The organism is Pseudoselenomonas ruminantium (genome assembly GCF_900113715.1).
GTDB classification, from domain to species: domain Bacteria; phylum Bacillota; class Negativicutes; order Selenomonadales; family Selenomonadaceae; genus Selenomonas_A; species Selenomonas_A caprae.
Map to the genome: position 1 here is coordinate 1 of NZ_FOQK01000027.1, position 20,944 is coordinate 20,944.

Sequence of the window (20,944 nt, forward strand, 5' to 3'; positions counted from 1 at the left end):
CTGGTTCTTCAGGGTCAAGGCCAGGTGTCAGTGATAGGTTTCTGCTTATTCAATATGTCCTTCATTTCCTTCATGTACTGTCTCCTTGCTTCCTCAGGGTCGATGGTGGGTTTTGGGGGAGCAGAAGGAGTCGGTTTTGGCATTGGTTTTTCTTTATCCCAATTCCATAAGTCTTTTAAACCTTTTATAAGTTTACGAAATGGATTTTCAGGATTAGGATTGCTTGTAGGAGAGGCTTGCTTTATTGCCCCACCAGTTACCATGTCCAGTTCCATATCGTCCAGTTTGTTCATCATCAGCTTATCCATTTCATTTTCCTCCTTACATCTTAGGGGGGTTGTTATCTTGCTTTCTGTTCTTTATATCCCCGAAGTGGAGAAAGTGTTTAGGGAGATAGAGAAATTTTTTTTGTACTTGACGGCGTAATGGCTTTCTCCGATATGGGGAAGGCTTTTTTCTTTTGGCTGGTCGTTCATCGGGAGCAACGGGACGGGCAAGCTATAAGAAAGTACGCGGAGGGCGGCGGTGTGGCTATTGTTGGTGTACGTTTTATGCTTTACATGGAGGAACAGGACAACGGCTTTCCGATTTGAGGACACATAAGGGTGTGTAAAATATAGGGTATAGGCTAAACTTTACGCAAAAATGGAACGGAAAATATAGGTTTTTGTTGACTTTCCGATATGGATTGTGTAAACTAAAGAAAAATCAGCCTAAACTTTACACGGAGGATACAAACAATGATACGTTATTATGTGCGGGTTTCCAGTATGGAGCAGAAAACGGATAGGCAGTTGATGGCTTATGATGGAGCAGATATTGTTTACGCTGACAAAATGACTGGTGCAACGAAGGACAGACCGCAATTACAAGCTATGCTGAACGACTTAAAGAGCGGTGATGTGGTTGTGGTTAAGAGCATAGACAGGCTTTCACGAAGTACAAAAGACTTACTGGACATAGTAGACACAATAAAGGAACAGGGAGCAGGGCTTAGAATCCTTGACATGAAAATAGACACAAGCGACAAACTGGGAGAGTTCTTTTTGACGGTGTTGGGTGCCATTGGTCAGCTTGAGCGAAAAACAATCAAAGAACGTACACGGGAAGGGATAGCCATTGCCAAGACCAAAGGAAAGTACACGGGACGGAAAAAGGGAGCTATTGCCTTGAAAGGGGACGCTCTGGAGCGGTTCAAAAGATTCTACGGCTTAGGTATGAACAAATCGGACATAGCTAAAGAGTTCAACGTGTCACGACCAACGATTTACAAGTGGATTGACGAGTTAAAGGAACGGGGAGAAATCGAATAAGCATGGGCACTTCCGAGAGGGAGTGCTTTTTTGTTTCAAGAGTATGTCAGAATGAGCAAAAGGGTATAGTTATATAGGCTGATGGGGAACGGGGCTTGTAGGCAACGTGGTGGCTTCTGATGGGCTATTTTGCTAACGTTAAAACGTTTATGTGGTAGGTGGGTAATATTTTTTTCAGACCTGTGAAAGCGTGTCAAAATAACTACGTCCCCTCTAATTGGTTTAAGCATTATGCAGGTAGTTATGGTTTTAACCGTGGAAAAAGAAATACTTGACAAAAGCGCAACGCACAATTAAAATTGATAACATACTTGACAAACAATTAAAAATTCCATATTTGAAATTAGGTATACTTGCAGGAGCTGGATTAGAGTATTTGACTACGAATCAAAGGGTCGGGGGTTCGAGTCCCTCCTGGGTCACCATTTTGACTGATAAGTCCTTATTCCTTCGGGATAAGGGCTTTTTTGTTTTTCCAGACTGAACACAGCAAAAACGTGGCTATTGCACCATACCAGGCAACAGCCACGTTTTTGTTATCTATTTCTCTTCGGGGACATACCAAAGCCCCTTATTGTTTTTCTGCATGTACTCTTTGAACTCCACCGAATGATAGGCATCAGCGATATCCTTGACCCACTTGGCATCCTTGTCTTTCTCACGCACCACGAGCTGGAGCAGCAGGTGCGGCAGGATGTCTTCGGTCAGCAAGGCAGTCTGCGGATCGATTTTGGCATTATAGACAATCGATCCCGTGATCACGATGAAATCGAAATCCGTGCGCACGGCAGGGATGTTGAGGGACTTCATCTCCGTGAAGCGCAGATTATACGGATTTTCAATGATATCAGCCTGGGTTACCGTCGACAGGTCTTTCTGGGGATTGAGCTTTATCCAGCCAGCCTTCTGCAAGAGTGCATAGGCGCGGGCAGTATTGGCCGCATCATTGGGCACCGCGATATGGTCGCCGGCGGCAATCTCCTTCAGGTCCGACTTCTTGCCAGGGTAAATCCCTGCCGGCACCGTGGGAATCGGCGTGATAGCTGCCAATTTGCCCCCCTGCTTCTGATTGAAGTTTTCCATATAAGCCGTGTGCTGCTCGACATTGAAGTCCACTTCGCCATCGTTGAGCACCACATCCGCCTGCAATAGATCCGACATATCCTTTCCGACCAGCTTATAGCCCTTCGCTTCCAGGATCGGCTTCACGCCCTGTTCAAACAGTTCCGAGTATGGCCCCTGGGATTTGCTGTATACCAGTTCTTTCTTGTCCGCACCATTATCGCTCTGCGAGCCGCAGCCTGCTGCCAGTAAAGCCGTAATCGCCAAAGCGGCTGCTATCCATTTTCTAAGTTTCATGATTTATCATCCTTTCCCCAACATAATGTCAATGACCGCGGGCTTTCGCCGCAAAGAAATTTCCTGCCGACTGGATCAGCTGTACGAACACCACGAGGACAATGACCGTAAACAGCATCAACGGAAAATTCATGCGCTCGTAGCCATAAGTCAGTGCCAGATCTCCTACACCGCCAGCACCGATAGCCCCAGCCATGGCCGTGGCCCCTAGCAAGCCAATCGTCCCCGTCGTCACCGATAAGATCAGCGATGCTTTCGCCTCCGGCAGCAGGAAATACCAGATGGTCTCCCAGTAGGATGCCCCCATCGATTTAGCCGTTTCAAATATCCCCGGGTTGACTTCCAAAAAAGAGTTCTCAAACAAGCGGGCCAGATACGGCGTGATGAATACCACCAGCGGCACCAATGCCGCCGTAGTACCGATGCGTGTTCCCACGAGCATCTTCGTCAGCGGCAGGATGAAGACCAGCAGGATGATGAACGGCACACTGCGTACGGTATTCACCACAGAATTCACGAGCACGTAGATGCGCCGGTTCGGGATAAGCCCCTGCTGGCGGCTCACCACTAAGGTCACGGCAATAAATAACGCCAACATCGTGCCAATGGCCAAGGCCACAAAGACCATATATAAAGTCTGCTCTGCCGCCAGCACCAGCTGCTCCGGCGATACTCCAAGTTCTATCATACTGCCACCTCCTGCCAGGCTACTTCATGACTATCCAAATACTCGGTTGCAGCAGCCAAAGACTTCTCCGAGCCAATAAATTTCACAATGAATATCCCCAAAACCACATGCTGCAGTTCCGTTACAGCAGCAAATAAGACACTGCTTTCCACCGGAATCCGGCGATTTATGTTATAGAGGATATTTTCCTTTGCCACATTCCCCTGGAACCGCAGCTTGAGCAATTTATACGCCCGCTCCTCCTGCTGCAAATCTGCCACCAAGCTTTCCGGCAATACATCGGGAATGACTGTCCGCACAAATCGCTGGGTAATCGGCCGCTGCGGATTGCCAAACACGTCGAGCACCGCTCCCTGTTCCACGATTTGGCCGTTCTCCATCACCGCCACCCGGTTGCAGATGCGCTGCACGACTTGGATCTGATGGGTAACCAGGATAATGGTGATCCCCAGCTGCTGATTGATCTGTGCCAGCAGCTGCAGAATGGATTCCGTAGTATCCGGATCCAGCGCACTGGTCGCCTCATCGCAGAGCAGGATTTCCGGATTCGTAGCCAAAGCACGGGCAATCCCCACACGCTGTTTCTGCCCGCCCGACAGCTGCCACGGATAGGCATCCTTCTTGCCCTCGAGCTCCACAAACGCCAGCAATTCCTCCACCCGCGCAGCTATCTGTTCTGCCGGTGTATGATTGAGCCGTAACGGGATGGCAATGTTTTCATAGACCGTACGCGATTCCAGCAGATTGAACTGCTGGAATATCATGCCGATCCGCTTGCGCACCCCACGAAGTTCCCCCTCTGTGTAATCGCTCAGCTTGCGTCCATCCAGCTTGACATAGCCCTGATCTGGCACCTCCAGCGCATTGACCATCCGCAGCAGCGTGGATTTCCCAGCGCCACTGAACCCGATGATCCCCCAGATCTGCCCTTTCTCTATCGTAAGCGACACATCCCGCAAAGCCTCCACAGTCTGTACATCACTCACAAAGCGCTTGCTGACATGCGAAATCTCAATCATGCTGCCACACCTCCTGCCTGAGTGCCTCCACTGCCAAACGTGCCATATATGCCGCGGCGGGATAAAGCGCCTGCGGATTGGCAACGAACTTCGGATTATGGTTGACCGGTCCCAGCCCGGTACCGATGAGGGAAAACATCCCGGGGATATCATCCAGATAATAGGCAAAATCCTCACCGCCCAACGATGCTGCTGCTTGACGCACGGTAAGGCCTGCCTTCTGTGCCGTTTGCCGGGCAAAACCATAGAGCTTCGCATCGTTGCTGGTCACTGGCGGGCCAGCTGTATACCGAACCTTGGCCGTCCCGCCAAAGGTCGCTGCCACGCCCTGCGCGATTTCCTCCAGCCGCCGCTGGATAAACGCCCGTGTCTCCGGCGTCTGGGTACGGACAGTTCCCTCCAGCTGCACTTTGCCCGGGATGACATTCCAAGTGTTGCCGCCATGGAACTGGGTGACGGTAACTACCGCTGCCTCCAGCGGACTTGCATTGCGGCTGACGATGCTCTGCAGGCTCGTGACGAAGGACGATCCCATGAGGATGGTATCCGTTCCCCGTTCCGGATGCGCAGCATGGGCGCCCTTGCCCTCGAAGTCCACCTCGAACCGGTCTACCGCCGCCATGACTGGGCCAGTCATGAGCCCGACCTCGCCCACGGGAAACAATGGCGACGTGTGCAAGCCGAAGATTGCCCGCACACCGTCAAGGACGCCTGTTTCCAAGATCCTCTTCGCCCCACCTGGTGCTTCCTCTGCCGGCTGGAAGATCAGCAGCACCTTCCCGGAAAGCTGCGCCTCCTGCTTTTTCAGCAGCAAGGCCGCCCCCAAAAGAGCAGCTGCATGGAAGTCATGGCCGCAGGCATGCATTTTCCCTGGCCGCTGTGACCGATAGGGCAAATCTGTCTGCTCATCGATCGGCAGCGCATCGATGTCAGCCCGCAAAGCTATCAACGGTTCTCCCTGACCGACCTCTGCCACCAGGCCAGTTGCCAGCGGCAGATCCAAGATATGGATCCCTGCCGCAGCCAGGACATCCTTCAAGCAGACTGTCGTCTCATATTCTTCATAAGACAGTTCCGGGTGTCGATGCAGCCAGTAAAACGTCTCCGTGATTTCCTGCTTTATTTTCTCTTCATAGCTATTATCCGGCATGATCCCGCCTCCTTTATTCATACTTATCATATATGTTATGTCTATATAATAACATATTATCCCCCTTTGTCAACATAGATGTGAAAAATATTGTTATTTTTACCAGATAATGTAAACTTTATTCTATATTATCCCTTCCCTTGTGTTTATGAAGAGTATTTTCCAGCCTTTTTTTATTGACTTTTATAAAAAACAGCTGTAACATTGTAAACAATCTACGAAAGGAAGGCATTCATATGAAATCATTCGAAAGACTCAGTGCATTCATCTCTAAGTATATGGCTGTTTTCGTCATTCTCGTGGCAGCCATCGCCCTCATCGCCCCCTGGACATTCAAGTGGGCTGCGCCCAAAATCACCATCCTGCTCGGCATCGTCATGTTCGGCATGGGCATGACCCTGCGCCTGCGTGACTTCAAGCTCGTATTCCAGCGCCCCAAGGACGTCTTTGTCGGCGCCTTGGCCCAGTTCACGATCATGCCAGCACTGGCCTGGCTGCTCGCCAAAGGCTTCGGCCTGCCGCCAGAGCTTGCCGCAGGCGTCATCCTTGTTGGCACCTGCCCGGGCGGTACCTCTTCCAACGTCATGACGTACCTGGCCCGCGGCGACGTCGCCCTTTCCGTCTCCATGACGATGACCACCACGGTGCTTGCGCCGATTGTCACGCCGCTCCTTACCTGGTGGCTGGCCGGCGAATGGGTTGAGATCTCCCTCGCCGCCATGATGATGTCCATCGTACAGGTGGTCATCCTGCCGATTGTCCTCGGCATCGTCATCAACAGTTTCTTTGAAGAAACCGTACAGAAAATCGTCAAGCTCCTGCCGCTTGTTTCCGTTGTGGCTATCGTACTGATTGTCGGCGGTGTCGTGGCCGTAAGCTCCCAGCGCATCCTAGAAACCGGCCTGCTGATCATGCTCGTCGTCATGCTGCACAACCTGCTTGGCTACAGCATCGGGTTCCTCATCGCCAAGGCACTCCATATGAACGTGGCCAAGGCCAAGGCAATCTCCATCGAGGTCGGCATGCAGAACTCCGGTCTTGCTACCTCTCTTGCCATGCTGCACTTCGGTGCCGCCGCAGCTATCCCAGGCGCCATCTTCAGCGTCTGGCACAACATCTCCGGCTCGCTGGCTGCCAACTATCTTTCCAGCCACATGAATAAGGAGCCAGAAACTCCCACTTACGAAACTGCCAACGCAGACTAAGACAAAATAAATGAGGCTATTGCATCGATGCGATGCAATAGCCTCATTTTGTTTTGTCTCAGTGTTCTTTCATCAGCGATACAAGCAATGCCATCTTAAAGTTGCTGTCAGCCTTCACATAATGACGGCCATTCTTAGCAAACTTGAACATCTCGCCTGCCTTTACCGTATACTCCTGCCCTTCGTAACCAATAATTCCCTCACCATCCAATGCAAACAACAGTGCTTCCCCTGGAGCTGCATGTTCTGTGAGCCCTGTTCCCGCTGCAAAACTCATCAATACAAATTTCATCTGTGGTTCATGCACGATATCCATATTAACAATCCTGCCCTGCTGATACGGCAACAGATCCTTGAACATCCAAACTTTTCCCGGCGTGATCATTTGATTCATGGTAAAAACCTCCTGAAAACCAATCTCTACATAACGGCAATTTTCATTCTGCTCATTCCGCATCCCCACGGGAACATCCACTGGCAGCCTTATGCCTTCTCCACACCTCAGCCGCCAACACGCATCCTCCGTGTATACAGTCAATTCTCCCTGTAAGACCATGACTATCTTAGGAGCGCCATAGCTTTCTGCACTGATATCGGTTTGGGCAGTCAACGAAAAACAAACCGCCTGTGCTCCCACTTGCGAAAATATGCTTTCTGAGACGGTACAGCCTGGTATAAATGCCGTCTCCATTCCAGGGGCGTTGATTTTACCTGCCTCCATAGCCTTTCTCCTTTTCCCTGCTCTTTCCTCGGCGCTTCCAGTATACAAAAAATTACTTTCATCCGCTGTAACAAACGATACAGATTATCATTATCGTTATGCAGTATACTGGTTACGCCACGTTAAGGTATTTAGGAAAGGATGATAACGATGAACCCAAACACCATGACAGGTCATACTTTTTTAGCCAGCCTGGGCAAAACACATCTGCACCTTGCCAATGCGTTGAACCTCCCCTTCGACAACAATACTTTTGATGTTGTCATCAACGAAGCTATGCTTACCATGGTCCCGCCAACGATGAAACCACGTTGTGTTGCTGAATATTTTCGTGTACTCAAACCAGGCGGAGTTCTCCTGACTCACGACGTTATGCTTACGGCAACGCCCTCAATGGAAACGCAGAAAGAATTCGATCAAGCACTGCACCTCCATGTTACCCCTCTCAGCAAAAACGATTGGATAACACTCATGCGCAACGGCGGTGCCGCCACCATCGATTGCATCACGGGCAGGATGTCTGTACTGAGCCTTGATGGCATCCCGAAACTCCACAGCGACACCTGCATCCTTGGCTTTGGCAGCAAACGAATCCCGGATCAGATCCGTAAAACCATCGCCATCACGGTGATTCAGATAATACACCGTATCTGCATGGCTTGTGCCGCCACCGCAAGTCGCAAAGAAAACGCTTACTATTGCGACTAGCAAAATACCGAGCAATTTTTTGTTCCTGTTCATTTCTCCCTCTCCTTATCCCATATCAAAAATGATGAACAAATCTGTGGAAAACCTTCCACGATACTACCTTTCTGCCCGGACAGATAAAACTTTTCTATTCGAAAAAAAAATCCATCGGAACAGAATCATTCCGATGGATTGGGGTTGCTTCTTTAATTTTCAGCCACAGCAGCTGCTTCGATTTCCTCTTCCTCATCCTTCTTATTGATAAGGCGGTTGAGCATCGGAACCGTCAGTGCCATGACAACGGTGACGCCAAGCGTCACCAGGCCGATCTGCGTGAATACCTGGCTATAGACCGGCAGCGTCTGCAGCGGATCGACGATGTCCTTCGATACCGTGGTCAGCGTCGCAAGCTCACCGCCCAGGATAGCCGAGATAGCCGTCGTCAGGAACCAGGCACCCATCAGGAAGCCGATGAGCTTCTGCGGAACGAGCTTGGAAATCATCGAGAGCCCGAGGCCACTGATGAAGAGCTCGCCAATCGAAGACAGGAAATAGGAACCGACCAGCCACCAAGCCGATACGATACCATCGCTGCTCGCAAAGTTAGCCGAGAAGCCGACGACAAGGAACGAGCCAGCCGTCAAGAACATGCCGAGCGCAAACTTCGCCGGCATCGAAAGATCTTTGCCCTCGCTGCCGAAGTGCGAGTAAGCCCAAGCCAGCACCGGGCTTGCAATCATGATCCAGAACGGATTGAGCGTCTGGAATACCTCAGCATTCGGGATGGCAATGCCGAGGATCGAATGCTCGACATTCTTGATGGCGAAGAAGTTCAGCGACGTCGGCATCTGCTGATAGAGCGTGAAGAACACGATGGCCTCGACAATCAGGATCATAGCCGCAATCATCCGGCTGCGCTCAGCGCCCTTCGCCTGGATGATCATCTTGAAGAACACACCATAGACCAAGAGACCAATGATCAGCAGCAGCCAATGTGCCACTGAAAGATGCGAGAGCATCCAGCTCGAGAACAGCGTCATGGCAGCGACGCCGGCAATCGTCAGAGCGAGCTTCTTGTAAGACAGCGGCTCAGCACCAGCCGGAGAATCGATGCCGCGCACCAGATAGCGGAAACCGATGAAGCCGCCGATGGCCATCACCAGCCCCATCGCACAGACCATGAAACCCAGCGAAAGCCCATACTGCGAGCCGATGATTGGTACGAGCAGCATCGAGACAAAGGAACCGATGTTGACGGCCATATAGTACATCGTGAAGGCACTGTCGAGATCCTGCTCATCGCCCTCATAGAGCTTCGAGAGCAGCGACGACGGATTGGCCTTGAAGATACCATTACCACAGGCAATCGCACCCAGCGCGAGGAATACAAGCGTCTTATCCTCCCCCGCCATTGCCATCAGCGCATAGCCGAGCATCAGCACCACAGCCCCCAGCGTGATCGTCCGCTGCGTACCGAGCACCTTATCGCCGATATAGCCGCCAATCGAAACATAACCATAGACCATCGCGCTAAACGCACCGAAGACAACAAACGACTCTGCATCTTCCATACCGAGGCTCTTGACAAAGAAGCCAGCCAGCACAGCCTGCAAGCCATAAAAACCGAAACGTTCCCAGAACTCAAGGAAGAACAGCATGTTGAATGCTTTCTTGCGGTTCACTGGATGTGATTCAACCATAATCAAGTCTCCTAACTTTTTTACGCCAGCAGATTGTCAAAATCCATTGGCCGTTTACTTGTATAATACCAGGGGACATTATAGCATAAATATAAGCATAGTCAAATAGTCCCAATATGTAAAAACTGTTACACTGCTCAACGCCTTGCCTATACTTCTATATTTAAAGCACAAACGTCTTTTGCATATACTACAAAAGGACATATGTCCTGAAAATAATCTGTTTTGCATTTATTTTGCCCTGCTAAAATAACACATAAAAAAAGTAGATTTCGTAATCTTGTACTGTTTCGCCGACAAACAGGTAAAATGTCCACAAAATATATACAAAGCCAGCCCTCGCCGGCTGGCAGCTCCAGGCAAATTGACATGCGGCTGATATTTGTTACAATAAATTAGGAACAAAGATAAGAGAAAGGACTCAGTCTATGCTTTATATCATTACCAAACTCGTTACCGAAGGCGACAAGAAGGCCTTCTCCATCCTTGGCGCTGTCGATGACAAGAAAAAAGCCGCAGCCATTGCCGCCGAGGCCTACAAGAACTACAACAAAGCCGCTTCCTTCCAGAATGTCGAGATGATCACCGAGTGGCTGGCCACGCGCCTTTCACACTCCTTCCGCCTCGACAAGGATCACCGCTTGCAGCTTGCCATCACAGAGCTCGACGGTGAAACGCTGCCCGAAGACAAGCAGCTGGTCTTCAGTGCTGCCGCCGAGGAAGAGGAACTCATGCGCCGCGTCAGCCAGGCCCTGTTCGAGGGCAAGCACACCGCTGAACGCGGCCAAGCCACCACCTCCTGCCCTATCGAATAAACATTCCAAAGCCAGGACAATCCTATAAGGAAGAACAAGAAACCGCTGACAGAAAACTGTCAGCGGTTTCTTCGCAATCAATCGCAATTTTTGTGTGGATACATCAGCACTACGCCGTTTGCCCCTAAGATGCGTATCCGCAGACCTGCCAGAACTGTTGCTCCCGCAACAAGCACATCGTGTCCTAAAAGCCATCCCCGCTGGGGAAGGCTGCCGATTTGCACCTGCTAACCGGCAGCCTTTACTTTCTCCCCTAGACAGGCAACAAAAAAGCGCCGCTTGCGCGACGCTGTCATTTCAGGTGGTGGGCAGGGATGGATTCGAACCATCGTAATCCGAAGATGACAGATTTACAGTCTGTTCCCTTTAACCACTCGGGCACCTACCCACAATGGTGACCCAGGAGGGACTCGAACCCCCGACCCTTTGATTCGTAGTCAAATACTCTAATCCAGCTGAGCTACTGAGTCATAACATTGGTTATAAAAAATATTGAGTTGGAAATTGGTGGGCCCACTTGGACTCGAACCAAGGACCGACCGGTTATGAGCCGGTTGCTCTAACCAACTGAGCTATAGGCCCATTGTATATAGAAGCTTTTCAGCCACTAAGCAAAAATGGAGCGGAAAACGAGGCTCGAACTCGCGACCCCCACCTTGGCAAGGTGGTGCTCTACCACTGAGCTATTTCCGCAATATGGAGCGGAAAACGAGGCTCGAACTCGCGACCCCCACCTTGGCAAGGTGGTGCTCTACCACTGAGCTATTTCCGCATTTTGTCACCGCTTGACTCAGATGTTTTTCTGTGTCTCGCTGACTGACAAAATCTATTATAGCCATCTCCGCTTACTATGTCAACACTTTTTTTCAAAAAAACGAAAAAAAAGCTAAAAAATCATTTTTCCCCTGCCAGCTGCCATGCCGACAGGATAGCTTCTGCCCGCTGGCGCACCCGTGCCAACAGTTCCTCACGCTGTGACTGCAGCGATGCACCGGCCTGCATGCCGGCCTCCGGCTCGATACCAGCCAGCGCCAGCTCCGCCGTCAGACGGGCAAAGGCCTGCTCCGGCTCCCGATACCACCGGCTGCCGCGCACATGCAGGAATTTCCAGCCCAGCCGCTCAAGCACAGCCTGCTGGCAGCGCTCTTCGGCAGCCTGCTGCAGGCTGCTGACCCAATGCTCGCCATCACAATCAATAGCTACCTTGTGCCCCTGACAGATCACCACCATATCGATAGCATAGGCACCAACCGCAAAATTCTTCTCGACATGGTAGCCAGCCTGCGACAAGGCGCGGAACACCGCTGTCTCCAGCGAGGTTTCCTCGCCTGCGGTGATGCTCTGCTGATCACTGGCAGGGCTTGCCGCATACTCGAGCAAGCCACGGCGGATATCGCCGGCCTTGAGGTCGTCGATGCCCATCGAGTGGAACAGCCACAGCTGGTCACGCGCCCGGCTCACAGCAACATTATACCGCTTGCCCGTCACACCATTATGTCCTTCCGAGAGCAGCCGCAGCGCTCCCTCATCTGCCGGACTGTCGACAAAGGACAAGAACACGACATCGCGCTCATCGCCCTGGAAACGCGCGGGATTGCCACAGAGGAACTGCCGCTCCTCCAGCACGCCGATGCCGAGCCGCTGGACGGCCAGCTCACGGATGACCTTGGCCTGCTCATCGCCGAGCAGTGAGATAGCACCAAAGGTCTTGCCCGCATACTCAGGCTGCTCAAGGCAGGCCGCAAGCACAGCCGTGATTTCCTCAGCCTCGCGCAGGTTGCGCTTGTGCGCGCCATCACGCAGCCCCTCCGTCTGCCAATCCACCATCGGCATCAGCACACTGGTCCCAGTCTCGCGCAAGGGACGGATGCGGCCATCATAGGCCAGCTGGTTGCAGTAGCCGATGATTTCTGGCACGCAGCGGAAATGCTCGGTGAGCATCCGCGCCTCGAAATTCATCTGCGCGATATCATAGAGCGAGGTATCCATCGTATAGAGCGAATCATGCTTGATGACACCGCTTATCGAAGCCGTCTGCAAACGCTGGATATCCTCAGCAGCCACACCGACGGCCGACGGGCTGACCTGCCGGTCATCACCGACGATGATGACCTTCTTGCCGAAATACAAAAGGGGCAGCGCCGTGATATCGGCCTGGCTCGCCTCATCGATCAGTATGATGTCAAACTTCTGGCTTTCCGGGCGCAGATTCTGCCAGACGCGGGAAAGCGGCATGATCCAAGCCGGCACTGCTGCCTGCGCCTCCAGCATGCACTGGCGCGCTTCGCGGATATGGCGCGCAGCATAGCGCCCCTTGCCGCGGCCGATCTTGGCCACGGCCTTGCTCCAGCCAATCAAGCTCGACTGCAAGTTGCTGCCAGCCACATCCTTTAGCAGATGATACCAAGAGCGCTTCTCTGCCAGCTCCGTGGTCGTCTGATGCAGGCGCGCGGTAAGCGCTTGAATCTCCTGCTCGAGCTGTTGTTCATCCTCCTGGGGCAGCAGCTCGAGCTGCTGCTCGAACTGCGCGTAGAGCCAGGCCTCGCCGATATTCTCCGGCACCTCAGTGCCAGCGAAGCCCTCCTGCTGCCCGCGGATGGCATCTGCCCAGACCGGTGCAACCGCAGCCAGACGCTGCAGCAATGCCTGACGCTGGCGATACCGCTCCTGCAGCGCATCATCAGCGGCCAGCTGCTCATAGGCCTCCTGATAGAGCCCGGCATCTCCGGCCACCAGGGCCTGCTCGAAGCGGCGGGCAACCACGCCGTCGGCAGCCGCCACTGCCGCTCGTGTTGCAGCGAGCTTATCCGCCATCGGTGCCTCGCTGTGCGTGAGCAGCAGTAATCGCTGCCAGCGCGGGAAATCCTGCTCCAGCCATGAAAGCTCACGCTCCAGCCGCTGATGCGGCGTCAGGTAGCCTTCCTCGCCATAGACAGTCTCGACATTGACACCAGCCCGGCGCCAATGCAGCATGATATCGTTCCAGACCCGCGGGTACCAGTCAAGCAGTTCCTCGATTTCCTGCCAGCGCGCACTCGTGAGATCGTCGATATCATCCTCATTCTGCGCGAGCTCCTCATAGGAGATCATGCCAAAGGGCACCAGAAGCTGCGTCCATTCACGGCGCACGACCTCGCGCGCCTGATGCAGCGCCACATACTGCATCGCCAGCTGGCAGTCCCCGCGGCTCGAAAGCGGCTTGCCATCGATGCAGAACCCCTTCTGCACCCTTGTCCACTCGCTATGGCGCAAGCGGTTCCAAAGAGACAGATGACCGTCAGCATCAAAAGCCTCCGCCAGCTCAGAAAGCAGCTGGATAAGCTCCGGCCCCAGCGGCATGTCGAGGGTATAGGCAAACTCCCGCCCGAAGAAACGCGTCATCGACTGCTGCTTGAGCTGCTGCACCTTGCGGATATCGCGTCCCAGCATCTCCCAGACCTCACGGTGGGCACCGCCCTGCTGTCCAGCCAGCACTGCCTCGCGGGCCCACTCCTGGCGCAGGCGCGCAAAATCCACCCGTTCATACAGACGGCCCGTCTCGGCAAGCACTTCCCGTGACAATTCCTCTGCCACAGGCTGTCCCTTGCGCAGGATACGGCCAGTATCCGTCACCACGGTTTCCGGCAAGGCTGCCAGCAGTCCTGCCTGTTCCTGCTGACGCTGAAGGGCTGCGGCCAGCGCCCCCCCTGCCTCGGCCGGTGTCAGCAGCTGGCTGCGGTCCGGCAAGCGCTCGCTGAGCTCGGCGAGGCGCTCGGCATCGAAATACGCATTCGATGCGTAAAGCTCCGCCAGCTCGCCCTCCGACAAGGGCAGCGGTTCCCCTGCCTGTATCGCCCCCGGGATCCTGCCTGCAAGGTCTGCATGGTCATGCAAGAAGGCTGCCATGCGCGACAATGACCAAGCCTTGCCAGCGAGCATGAAATAATCACGGCGCGCCTCCATGCGCTGGATATTCTCCAGCCGCGTCCGCTGCGCAGCCAACTCTGTCAGCAGCTTATGGCGCTCAGCCGCCAGCTTTTCCGCCTCGGCCTGCATCTCCTCCGCGGAGCTGCGCGACAGGCGGTCACAGATACCGCTGACAGACCGCTCCATATCCTTGCGCGAATCCTCCAGCAGCGTCACGCAAAGATCCTGTATGCCTGCGGGCAGTTTGTCCTTGAGCACGGTCAAGGCCTTGGAAGTCGCGCTCGTCACCAGCACATGCTGCCCCTGCGACAGGAAATGGCCGAGCAGATTCGCTATCGTATGCGTCTTGCCTGTTCCCGGTGGCCCCTGTACGACCACCGCCGGTGCCGTCTCGATCTTACGCGCTATTGCCAGCTGTTCCGCATTGGCCTGCTTTGTCAGCAGGATATCTTCCGCTTCGCCGCGGATATCCTCCAAACTCACACTGAGCGGCTCCGACTTGGCCCGCTGATAGCTCGGATCGACAATCTGCATCAATGCCGTCGGCACCTCGCCATGCGTGTCGATATAGGCCATCATGCCAGCGATGGCCCGCTCGATGCCTTCATTGCGGCGGCGCAGGAACATCACCTGCCGCGGATACACCAGATACCAATCTGTCGGCAGGATATCGAAGCGGTTCTCCACATAGCGGCAGTTCGGCGTCAGTGCCGGTACAGCCTGTTGCAGGAACTCCGGCAGATCTTTCCGCAGCGGATGGATTTCCGCCTCATCAAGCTCAGCCGTGAAGGCACGGATGCCCTCAGCATCGACACCAGGCATATCCTGGAACATATCGAGATACAGCTCTGTCGGATAGTCCGTATCCACCAGCTGCATGGCCCCGCGTTTGTCGTAATGCAGGCGCACGCGCTTCATGATCATCGGATGATTGATCGAAGAATCCAGCCCGCTGAAAAACATCGCGCCGCCCACCATGAGCTCAAGCTGTTCCGGCTCCTGCCGGCAGCGGTCATAAAGCTCGTAGAGCTGCATGAACAATGCCTGGGTGCGGCTCTTGACCAGCTCACCAGCACGCCAGAGCGTACGGCGGCGCTTCCAGTCCTCAAAGGCCGCAATGCGCACCCCTGAGTCGACGAAGCGCTCGGTGATTTCACCGAGCCGCGGGTCCTTGCGCATGCGCTCCTCACGGACCTCGATATCTGCGACCTCAAAATTGCGCCAATCGAGCGTGCGTACCCAGCCCACCAAATCGAAGGGCATATCGGGGCAGGCCGAGAATTCCGGTTTCTCGACCTCAAGCAATACGCCCTCGTGGCCTGCTTCATCAGAATCCGTCCAGACATGGATGCGCTTCGGGTCAATCGGCAGCTCATCCAAAAACAGCGACCACTCCTGTTCCTTGATGTTGCGGACCAGTTGCTGCCGCAGACTACAAACCTGCCGGATATAATCAAATAACTTCAATACCTTTTTCTGGTTATCCATATACTCCTCAAATTCATCCATTCATCCACACAAATCACAACGTTATCCCCAAAACTATCCGCTTATCCACAAGATTGTGGATAAAAATGTGGATAACATCGCTGTTTTCGCTAATATACTGCTTATATTCTACGATTATTTCCGCTTTCCTGCAATATAAAAGCCATTGTACTGCCGCCTGATGCCAGTACAATGGCTGATTCCCGAGGTTATGCACATGCCTATGTGGATAACTATGCTGCTTTCTTGATCTGCATCGGCCAGGTTACCGTCTCAGCTCCGTCAGGAGCGATGACCTGCGCATTGTAGGCCAGGCTGTCGCGCGTTGCCGCCTCGACCTCGGCAGGCGTTGACGCCGGATTGCGGCGGATCTCATAGACCTCATGGGAGGCCTGCTTGATGGCATACGACTGCGCCGTATGGAACTGCAGCTCCACGCGTACGCCCTGCGGGCTCATGAGCTGGACATTGATGCCCTGATAGAACTTGCCGCCCCAGGCATTGCGGAACTTCGTCACCCGATAGCCCTTAGCAGTCAGCTGCTCGAGTATCTGAGGCACACGCTCACTGTAATCTGACGGATCAAATACCAGTGTATAGCGCAGCACGTCACTGATGGCGGCTGCCGCTGCCGGCAAGGACACATTGTCGCTCTCGGCATCAGCAAGGATCTTGCGGGCTAAGCTGCCGGGATCCTTGAACCGGTTATCAAGGCCCGCAAGCTGCGCACCATCCTGGGCCAGGCTCTGCATCTGCTCCGTTATGGCAGGCTCTGCCTCCCGGGCCTTGGCCAGCAGCTCTGCCGCCAGCACATCGGCCTGACGGCGGCGGCTCTGGCGGCTGCTGCCCTGCTGCCGCTCATCCGCAAAATCGGCCAGCTCGACTACCGCAGCCAGAGATTCATCTTCGGCCAACGGCGAAGCCAGCGCCTGCGTCAGATGGACTGGCGCGAGCACCGCCATCATCAGCATGACCGAAGCCGTAATCGTCCGCACCGCCCAGCCAGCCTTGAGCAGGTTGCGGGCATCATAGCGCGATAGGTTTATATTTTCCATAAGTCTATTCATATCTTCTACCTCCAAACCACTTTATCCTGGTTTTCTCGGTTTCAACTTACGAATCTGATTATATGATAAGAATCTTGAAAGAATATGATTGACTATGAAAACTATATGAATCAGTATTTATCGAACCATGCCTGGATGGCTGCCGGTTCCTTTGTCTGCAGCAGTGCCAGCTGCAGCAGGATGCGGGCTTTCTGCGGGTTGAGCCCCTGGCTATAAAGGATATGCTCAGCATCATACGATGCCTCGGCAGTCGTCACATTGCCCGCATAGCCGCGCGTGCTGCGCACCACAACGATGCCCTTGGCCGCTGCCGCCGCCAGCTTTGCCTCCACCTTTTCCGGCAGGCTGCCGTTGCCCATGCCCGCATAGATCAGTCCTTCCGCCCCAGCTGCCACAGCCGCCTCTACGAGCAGGCCATCGTCACCGGCATAACCATAAAGGATGCGGACATCTGGCAGCACCTGCACATTTTCGCTGAGCTGCAGGCTCGCCGACAGATGGGTATAGCCGCTGCGCCGCGTGAATCTGACAACGCCATCATCCACACTGCCGAGCGAGCCGCCATTGGGGGACTGGAAGGTCTGCACGGAGGTCGTATGGGACTTCGTGACATCATGCGCTCCGTCGATCTGATTGTTCGTGACCACAAGTACCCCCTGATCACGGGCCTCGTCACTTACCGCTACGCGCACGGCATCGAGCAGGTTCAGCGGGCCGTCGGCACTGATAGCCGTCGCCGGACGCATGGCTCCCGTCAACACGATGGGCTTGTCCGTGCAGGCCAACAGGCTCAGCAGATAGGCCGTCTCTTCCATCGTATCCGTGCCATGTGTGATGACGATGCCATCCACACCCTCAAAGGCCAGCAGCTCATTGCAGCGGCGTGCAAGCTTGAGCTGCACCGCCTGCGTCATGTCCTTGCTGTCGATGGCTGCGATCTGCTCACCAGACACCTCTGCGATCTTGCGGATTTCCGGCACCGCAGCCAGCAGCGTCTCGATGCCGATGGCCCCGGCCTGGTAGCCCGTCGTTGCCGTATCCGATTCGGCACTGCCAGCAATCGTCCCGCCTGTCGCCAGTACATAGATCTTCTTCACGTTCATTCCTCCCCGCCGTCAATCACATGCTCGATAATCCATGGCATCAGATGCTCTTCAACCGTACAGCCTATGACATCAGCTGCCGCCTTGGTCATTTCATGCGCATTGCCCGAGGCCACGCCAACATCCGCCAGCTGCAGCATCTCATTGTCGTTGAAGAAATCACCGGCCGCAATGATGCGATAGCCCTGCCACTCCGGCAGCTTGCGGATCTCCTCGACCATCGTGCCCTTCGAGACACCAGCCGCCACAAACTCATAGTAGTTGACTTCCGAATAGAAACTATTGCTGAGCACATCGACGCCCATCTGCTTGGCCAGGCGCTCGAGGCGATGCAGCACAGCCGGCTCGTCATTGACAAAGAACTTGAGCCACGGCGTCTTTTCCGTATCGGTAAGCCTGTCCAGCGCACAGTGTTCATACTTATAGTATTCAAACGGCAGCCGCGGATCATCGTATTTTTCCTCACTGATGATATGGCAATTGTCTGCCGTGTAGACCTCGATGCAGGCATGCGGGAATGACTGCTGGCAGGCCGCCGCAAACCGTGGCCAGATATCCTGCTCCTCTCCCACAGGCAGCGGCCGCGTTGCCAGGACTTCCTGCTTCTGCCAGTCATAGAGCATCGAGCCGTTGAAGAAAATGCTCGGTGCATTGATGGGCAGGTCGCCGACATAGCCAGCAGCAGCCTCCGGCGTGCGCCCCGTCGCGATGGCAAACCGACCGCCACCTGCCACAAAGCGCTGCAGGGCCTCCTTATTCTCCTCTGAAATAACTCCGCCGCGCGGAATCAAAGTACCATCCAAATCACTGATGATCAAGGTATTTTCATAGGCGCTCACGCAAATTCCTCCTCTGCCGATTCATATTTCCTCACTAAATATAGCACAAAAAACATCAGGCTGACTAGTCAAAAACCTGTCAGCCTGACAATCACTCAGCGTATCTTTTCCTGCTTGCGCAGGCCGTGGCGCGTCCGCCACTGGATGAAGATATGGCGCAAGGCCATGAGGGGATGATGCAGCAGCATACGCGGGCCACCATAGCGCATGATCTCCTGGATGCGCTCCTGCTCCGGCTTGGCATAGCAGTGGATTGGACAGACACTGCAAAAGGTCTTTATCGCCATGCGCGGGCATCTGCTGATGCGCACATCGGTATAGTCGGCCAGCCTCTGGCAATCGGGACAGAGCTCCTGCCCAGGCTCACGCCGATGCCCATGTCCATGACAGTAGAGTTTCATGATTTCCCGTACCGTCTCCCGTTCTTCCCGGCGTTTACGTTCTACATCCATAACCATTCTCCTTTATCTTTCCCTTATTGGTATTGTAGCATAAAGCATTTTATCCACAATACCAACAGGAACTTCTGCCATTTATGTGGATAATTGTGGATAACTCAACGATTTCTTAACAGATTATCCACAAAAATCAGCGTGAATCCACAGCCCGCCTGTGGATATCTGCCGGAAACAGAAAAACCTCCCCAACGGGAAGGCTTTTCTGCTGTGTATGTAAGAATTTCCAAAGGAGTCATTTCTTCCGGTAAATGATATCACGGCGGAAGAAATACTCAAACGGCAGGCTCAAGCAGTGCACCAATCGCGTGAAGGGGAACGTGATTGCTAAGACCATCCACAGGAACATGTGGAATTGGAACACCTTAGGCACGCCGTCCATAAGGGATACATCCGGCTGCAGCATGAGCAGTGAACGGAACCAGGGGGAAATGGTCTCGCGATAGTCAAATGCACCCGGTATATTCTGGATCGTCGCCGCTGTTCCTGACACGATAGTCAGCAGCAGGACGAGATACAGCCATTTATCGATGCTGCTCGTATTGGCCGCCATGCGGGCACTGCCTGCAAAGCGTCGTTTCAGCAGCATCAGGAAACCGCCAAGGAACAGGATGGCCGCAGGGATACCGCCAGCCAGCGCTATCATGTGGTAGGCATGCTCACCCGTGCCGGCTGCTTCCGTCACAAACTTCGGCACCAATATGCCGACAAAATGACCACCCACGGCCATAAACAAACCGCCATGGAACAGATAGCTGCCCCATTTGAGATCCTGCTTCGACAAGAATTCACTGGACTTTGTCGTCCAGCCGCGCTCTCCATAGGCATAGCGGATAATCGTACCGCCCACCATGATTGTCAGCGCAATATAGGGCAATACGCCGTAGATAAAGGTATTCATGCCGTCTCTCCCTCCAATGCATCCGCCTCCGTCAAGATGACGTCAAGCAGAAAAGTATGAGCAAGCTTCGCTTCTACAAAGCGGCGGCGCAAAAGCTCGATCTTGGCGCGGGCTGCCCCCAGGACACGGCGCGCCTGCACCTCGGAGATTGCAGCTGCCAGTTCCAGAATTGCCGGCAGGAAATCCGGCAGCTCCCTGTTCGTATCGAACCCATTGTCAAGGAACAGCTTCTTGAACGCCAGCATCTCCCGCGCCTGCTTGCCAAAGTCCGTGCGGTCATGCATCGTAAGGTAGAGATTCGTATTCGCCGAGAACTCAAAGACACGGACATATTGCTCCTCATATCCACGGCGCCCCAGCAGCTGGATATAGTTGATGGCCTCCAGCAGCACCGTGCGGTTCTGCTGGTTCGCCAGCGCCGCCGCGCCAGCCTGCGCCTCGGGCAAAGCCGCCCACCAGTCTTCGTCCGGGTAGCCAAACAAGTAAGCAACCAGCGACAGGGTTTTCTTGTATTCTGGTTCACGCATA

General features: G+C 54.0%; 18 protein-coding genes, 5 tRNA genes and 1 pseudogene. 4 read left to right on the plus strand and 20 right to left on the minus strand.

Going from position 1 to position 20,944, the window contains the following annotated elements; all coding sequences use genetic code 11:
* Nucleotides 1-14: 14 nt before the first annotated feature.
* Nucleotides 15-308, minus strand: a complete 294-nt coding sequence (locus tag BM181_RS12350) for a hypothetical protein (RefSeq protein ID WP_075445382.1) — start codon at nt 306-308, stop codon at nt 15-17.
* 432 nt (nt 309-740) lie between these two features.
* Between BM181_RS12350 and BM181_RS12355 the strand changes: the two genes are divergently transcribed.
* Nucleotides 741-1,313: a recombinase family protein gene (locus tag BM181_RS12355; protein WP_075445384.1), complete on the plus strand. Its 573-nt coding sequence runs from the start codon at nt 741-743 to the stop codon at nt 1,311-1,313.
* A 540-nt stretch (nt 1,314-1,853) separates the two neighbouring features.
* Here the strand turns inward: BM181_RS12355 and BM181_RS12360 are convergent.
* The 4 genes from BM181_RS12360 to BM181_RS12375 are packed head-to-tail and all read right to left on the minus strand — an operon-like array spanning nt 1,854 to nt 5,529.
* Nucleotides 1,854-2,672, minus strand: a complete 819-nt coding sequence (locus tag BM181_RS12360) for a MetQ/NlpA family ABC transporter substrate-binding protein (protein WP_075445386.1) — start codon at nt 2,670-2,672, stop codon at nt 1,854-1,856.
* A 28-nt stretch (nt 2,673-2,700) separates the two neighbouring features.
* A complete protein-coding gene (locus BM181_RS12365) occupies nt 2,701-3,360 on the minus strand; it encodes a methionine ABC transporter permease (protein ID WP_075445388.1) in 660 nt (219 codons plus the stop codon).
* The gene (locus tag BM181_RS12370) at nt 3,357-4,379 is read right to left on the minus strand and encodes a methionine ABC transporter ATP-binding protein (protein ID WP_075445390.1); all 1,023 of its coding nucleotides are present in this window, start codon (nt 4,377-4,379) and stop codon (nt 3,357-3,359) included. Before BM181_RS12370 ends, BM181_RS12365 begins: the two co-directional genes overlap by 4 nt.
* Nucleotides 4,372-5,529 (minus strand): amidohydrolase, encoded by a 1,158-nt coding sequence (locus BM181_RS12375; protein ID WP_075445392.1) that lies wholly within the window; start codon nt 5,527-5,529, stop codon nt 4,372-4,374. The genes BM181_RS12370 and BM181_RS12375 overlap by 8 nt, the downstream gene beginning before the upstream one ends.
* A gap of 236 nt (nt 5,530-5,765) precedes the next feature.
* Here BM181_RS12375 and BM181_RS12380 point away from each other — a divergent pair, with 236 nt between their 5' ends.
* Nucleotides 5,766-6,734, plus strand: a complete 969-nt coding sequence (locus BM181_RS12380; RefSeq protein ID WP_075445394.1) for a bile acid:sodium symporter family protein — start codon at nt 5,766-5,768, stop codon at nt 6,732-6,734.
* Between the two features lie 58 nt (nt 6,735-6,792).
* On the opposite strand, the gene BM181_RS12385 is transcribed toward BM181_RS12380, so the two are convergent.
* A complete protein-coding gene (locus tag BM181_RS12385; RefSeq protein WP_075445396.1) occupies nt 6,793-7,455 on the minus strand; it encodes a cupin domain-containing protein in 663 nt (220 codons plus the stop codon).
* A gap of 165 nt (nt 7,456-7,620) precedes the next feature.
* Between BM181_RS12385 and BM181_RS15625 the strand changes: the two are divergent.
* A pseudogene (locus tag BM181_RS15625) lies at nt 7,621-7,833 on the plus strand (class I SAM-dependent methyltransferase); the annotation flags it as partial.
* 12 nt (nt 7,834-7,845) lie between these two features.
* Here BM181_RS15625 and BM181_RS15630 read toward each other — a convergent pair.
* Entirely contained in the window at nt 7,846-8,196 is a 351-nt protein-coding gene (locus BM181_RS15630; protein ID WP_256211382.1) for a hypothetical protein, read from the minus strand.
* A gap of 152 nt (nt 8,197-8,348) precedes the next feature.
* A complete protein-coding gene (locus BM181_RS12395; RefSeq protein WP_075445400.1) occupies nt 8,349-9,842 on the minus strand; it encodes an oligopeptide:H+ symporter in 1,494 nt (497 codons plus the stop codon).
* Nucleotides 9,843-10,270: 428 nt separating this feature from the next.
* On the opposite strand from BM181_RS12395, the gene BM181_RS12400 reads away from it, so the two are divergent.
* On the plus strand, nt 10,271-10,657 hold the full coding sequence (locus tag BM181_RS12400) for a hypothetical protein (protein WP_075445402.1): 387 nt from the start codon (nt 10,271-10,273) through the stop codon (nt 10,655-10,657).
* A gap of 302 nt (nt 10,658-10,959) precedes the next feature.
* On the opposite strand, the gene BM181_RS12405 is transcribed toward BM181_RS12400, so the two are convergent.
* The 12 genes from BM181_RS12405 to narJ form a co-directional block, all read right to left on the minus strand.
* A tRNA-Tyr gene (locus BM181_RS12405) sits at nt 10,960-11,045 on the minus strand.
* 4 nt (nt 11,046-11,049) lie between these two features.
* Nucleotides 11,050-11,127 (minus strand) — tRNA-Arg (locus BM181_RS12410).
* Nucleotides 11,128-11,162: 35 nt separating this feature from the next.
* Nucleotides 11,163-11,239, minus strand: a tRNA-Ile gene (locus BM181_RS12415).
* A gap of 36 nt (nt 11,240-11,275) precedes the next feature.
* Nucleotides 11,276-11,350, minus strand: a tRNA-Gly gene (locus BM181_RS12420).
* A 4-nt stretch (nt 11,351-11,354) separates the two neighbouring features.
* Nucleotides 11,355-11,429 (minus strand) — tRNA-Gly (locus tag BM181_RS12425).
* Between the two features lie 122 nt (nt 11,430-11,551).
* Nucleotides 11,552-16,051, minus strand: coding sequence for an AAA domain-containing protein (locus BM181_RS12430; protein ID WP_177207212.1), 4,500 nt, complete (start codon nt 16,049-16,051; stop codon nt 11,552-11,554).
* 233 nt (nt 16,052-16,284) lie between these two features.
* Nucleotides 16,285-17,118: a hypothetical protein gene (locus BM181_RS12435; RefSeq protein ID WP_075445406.1), complete on the minus strand. Its 834-nt coding sequence runs from the start codon at nt 17,116-17,118 to the stop codon at nt 16,285-16,287.
* A 110-nt stretch (nt 17,119-17,228) separates the two neighbouring features.
* Nucleotides 17,229-18,215, minus strand: coding sequence for an asparaginase (locus BM181_RS12440; protein WP_256211380.1), 987 nt, complete (start codon nt 18,213-18,215; stop codon nt 17,229-17,231).
* 2 nt (nt 18,216-18,217) lie between these two features.
* Nucleotides 18,218-19,060 carry an HAD-IIB family hydrolase gene (locus tag BM181_RS12445; RefSeq protein WP_075445410.1) on the minus strand — a complete coding sequence of 281 codons (843 nt, stop codon included), beginning with the start codon at nt 19,058-19,060 and terminating at the stop codon, nt 18,218-18,220.
* A gap of 95 nt (nt 19,061-19,155) precedes the next feature.
* Nucleotides 19,156-19,512 carry a nitrous oxide-stimulated promoter family protein gene (locus BM181_RS12450; protein ID WP_075445412.1) on the minus strand — a complete coding sequence of 119 codons (357 nt, stop codon included), beginning with the start codon at nt 19,510-19,512 and terminating at the stop codon, nt 19,156-19,158.
* Nucleotides 19,513-19,750: 238 nt separating this feature from the next.
* A complete protein-coding gene (gene narI / locus BM181_RS12455) occupies nt 19,751-20,416 on the minus strand; it encodes a respiratory nitrate reductase subunit gamma (protein WP_075445414.1) in 666 nt (221 codons plus the stop codon).
* Nucleotides 20,413-20,943, minus strand: coding sequence for a nitrate reductase molybdenum cofactor assembly chaperone (gene narJ, locus BM181_RS12460; protein ID WP_075445416.1), 531 nt, complete (start codon nt 20,941-20,943; stop codon nt 20,413-20,415). Before narJ ends, narI begins: the two co-directional genes overlap by 4 nt.
* Between the last annotated feature and the right edge of the window lies 1 nt (nt 20,944).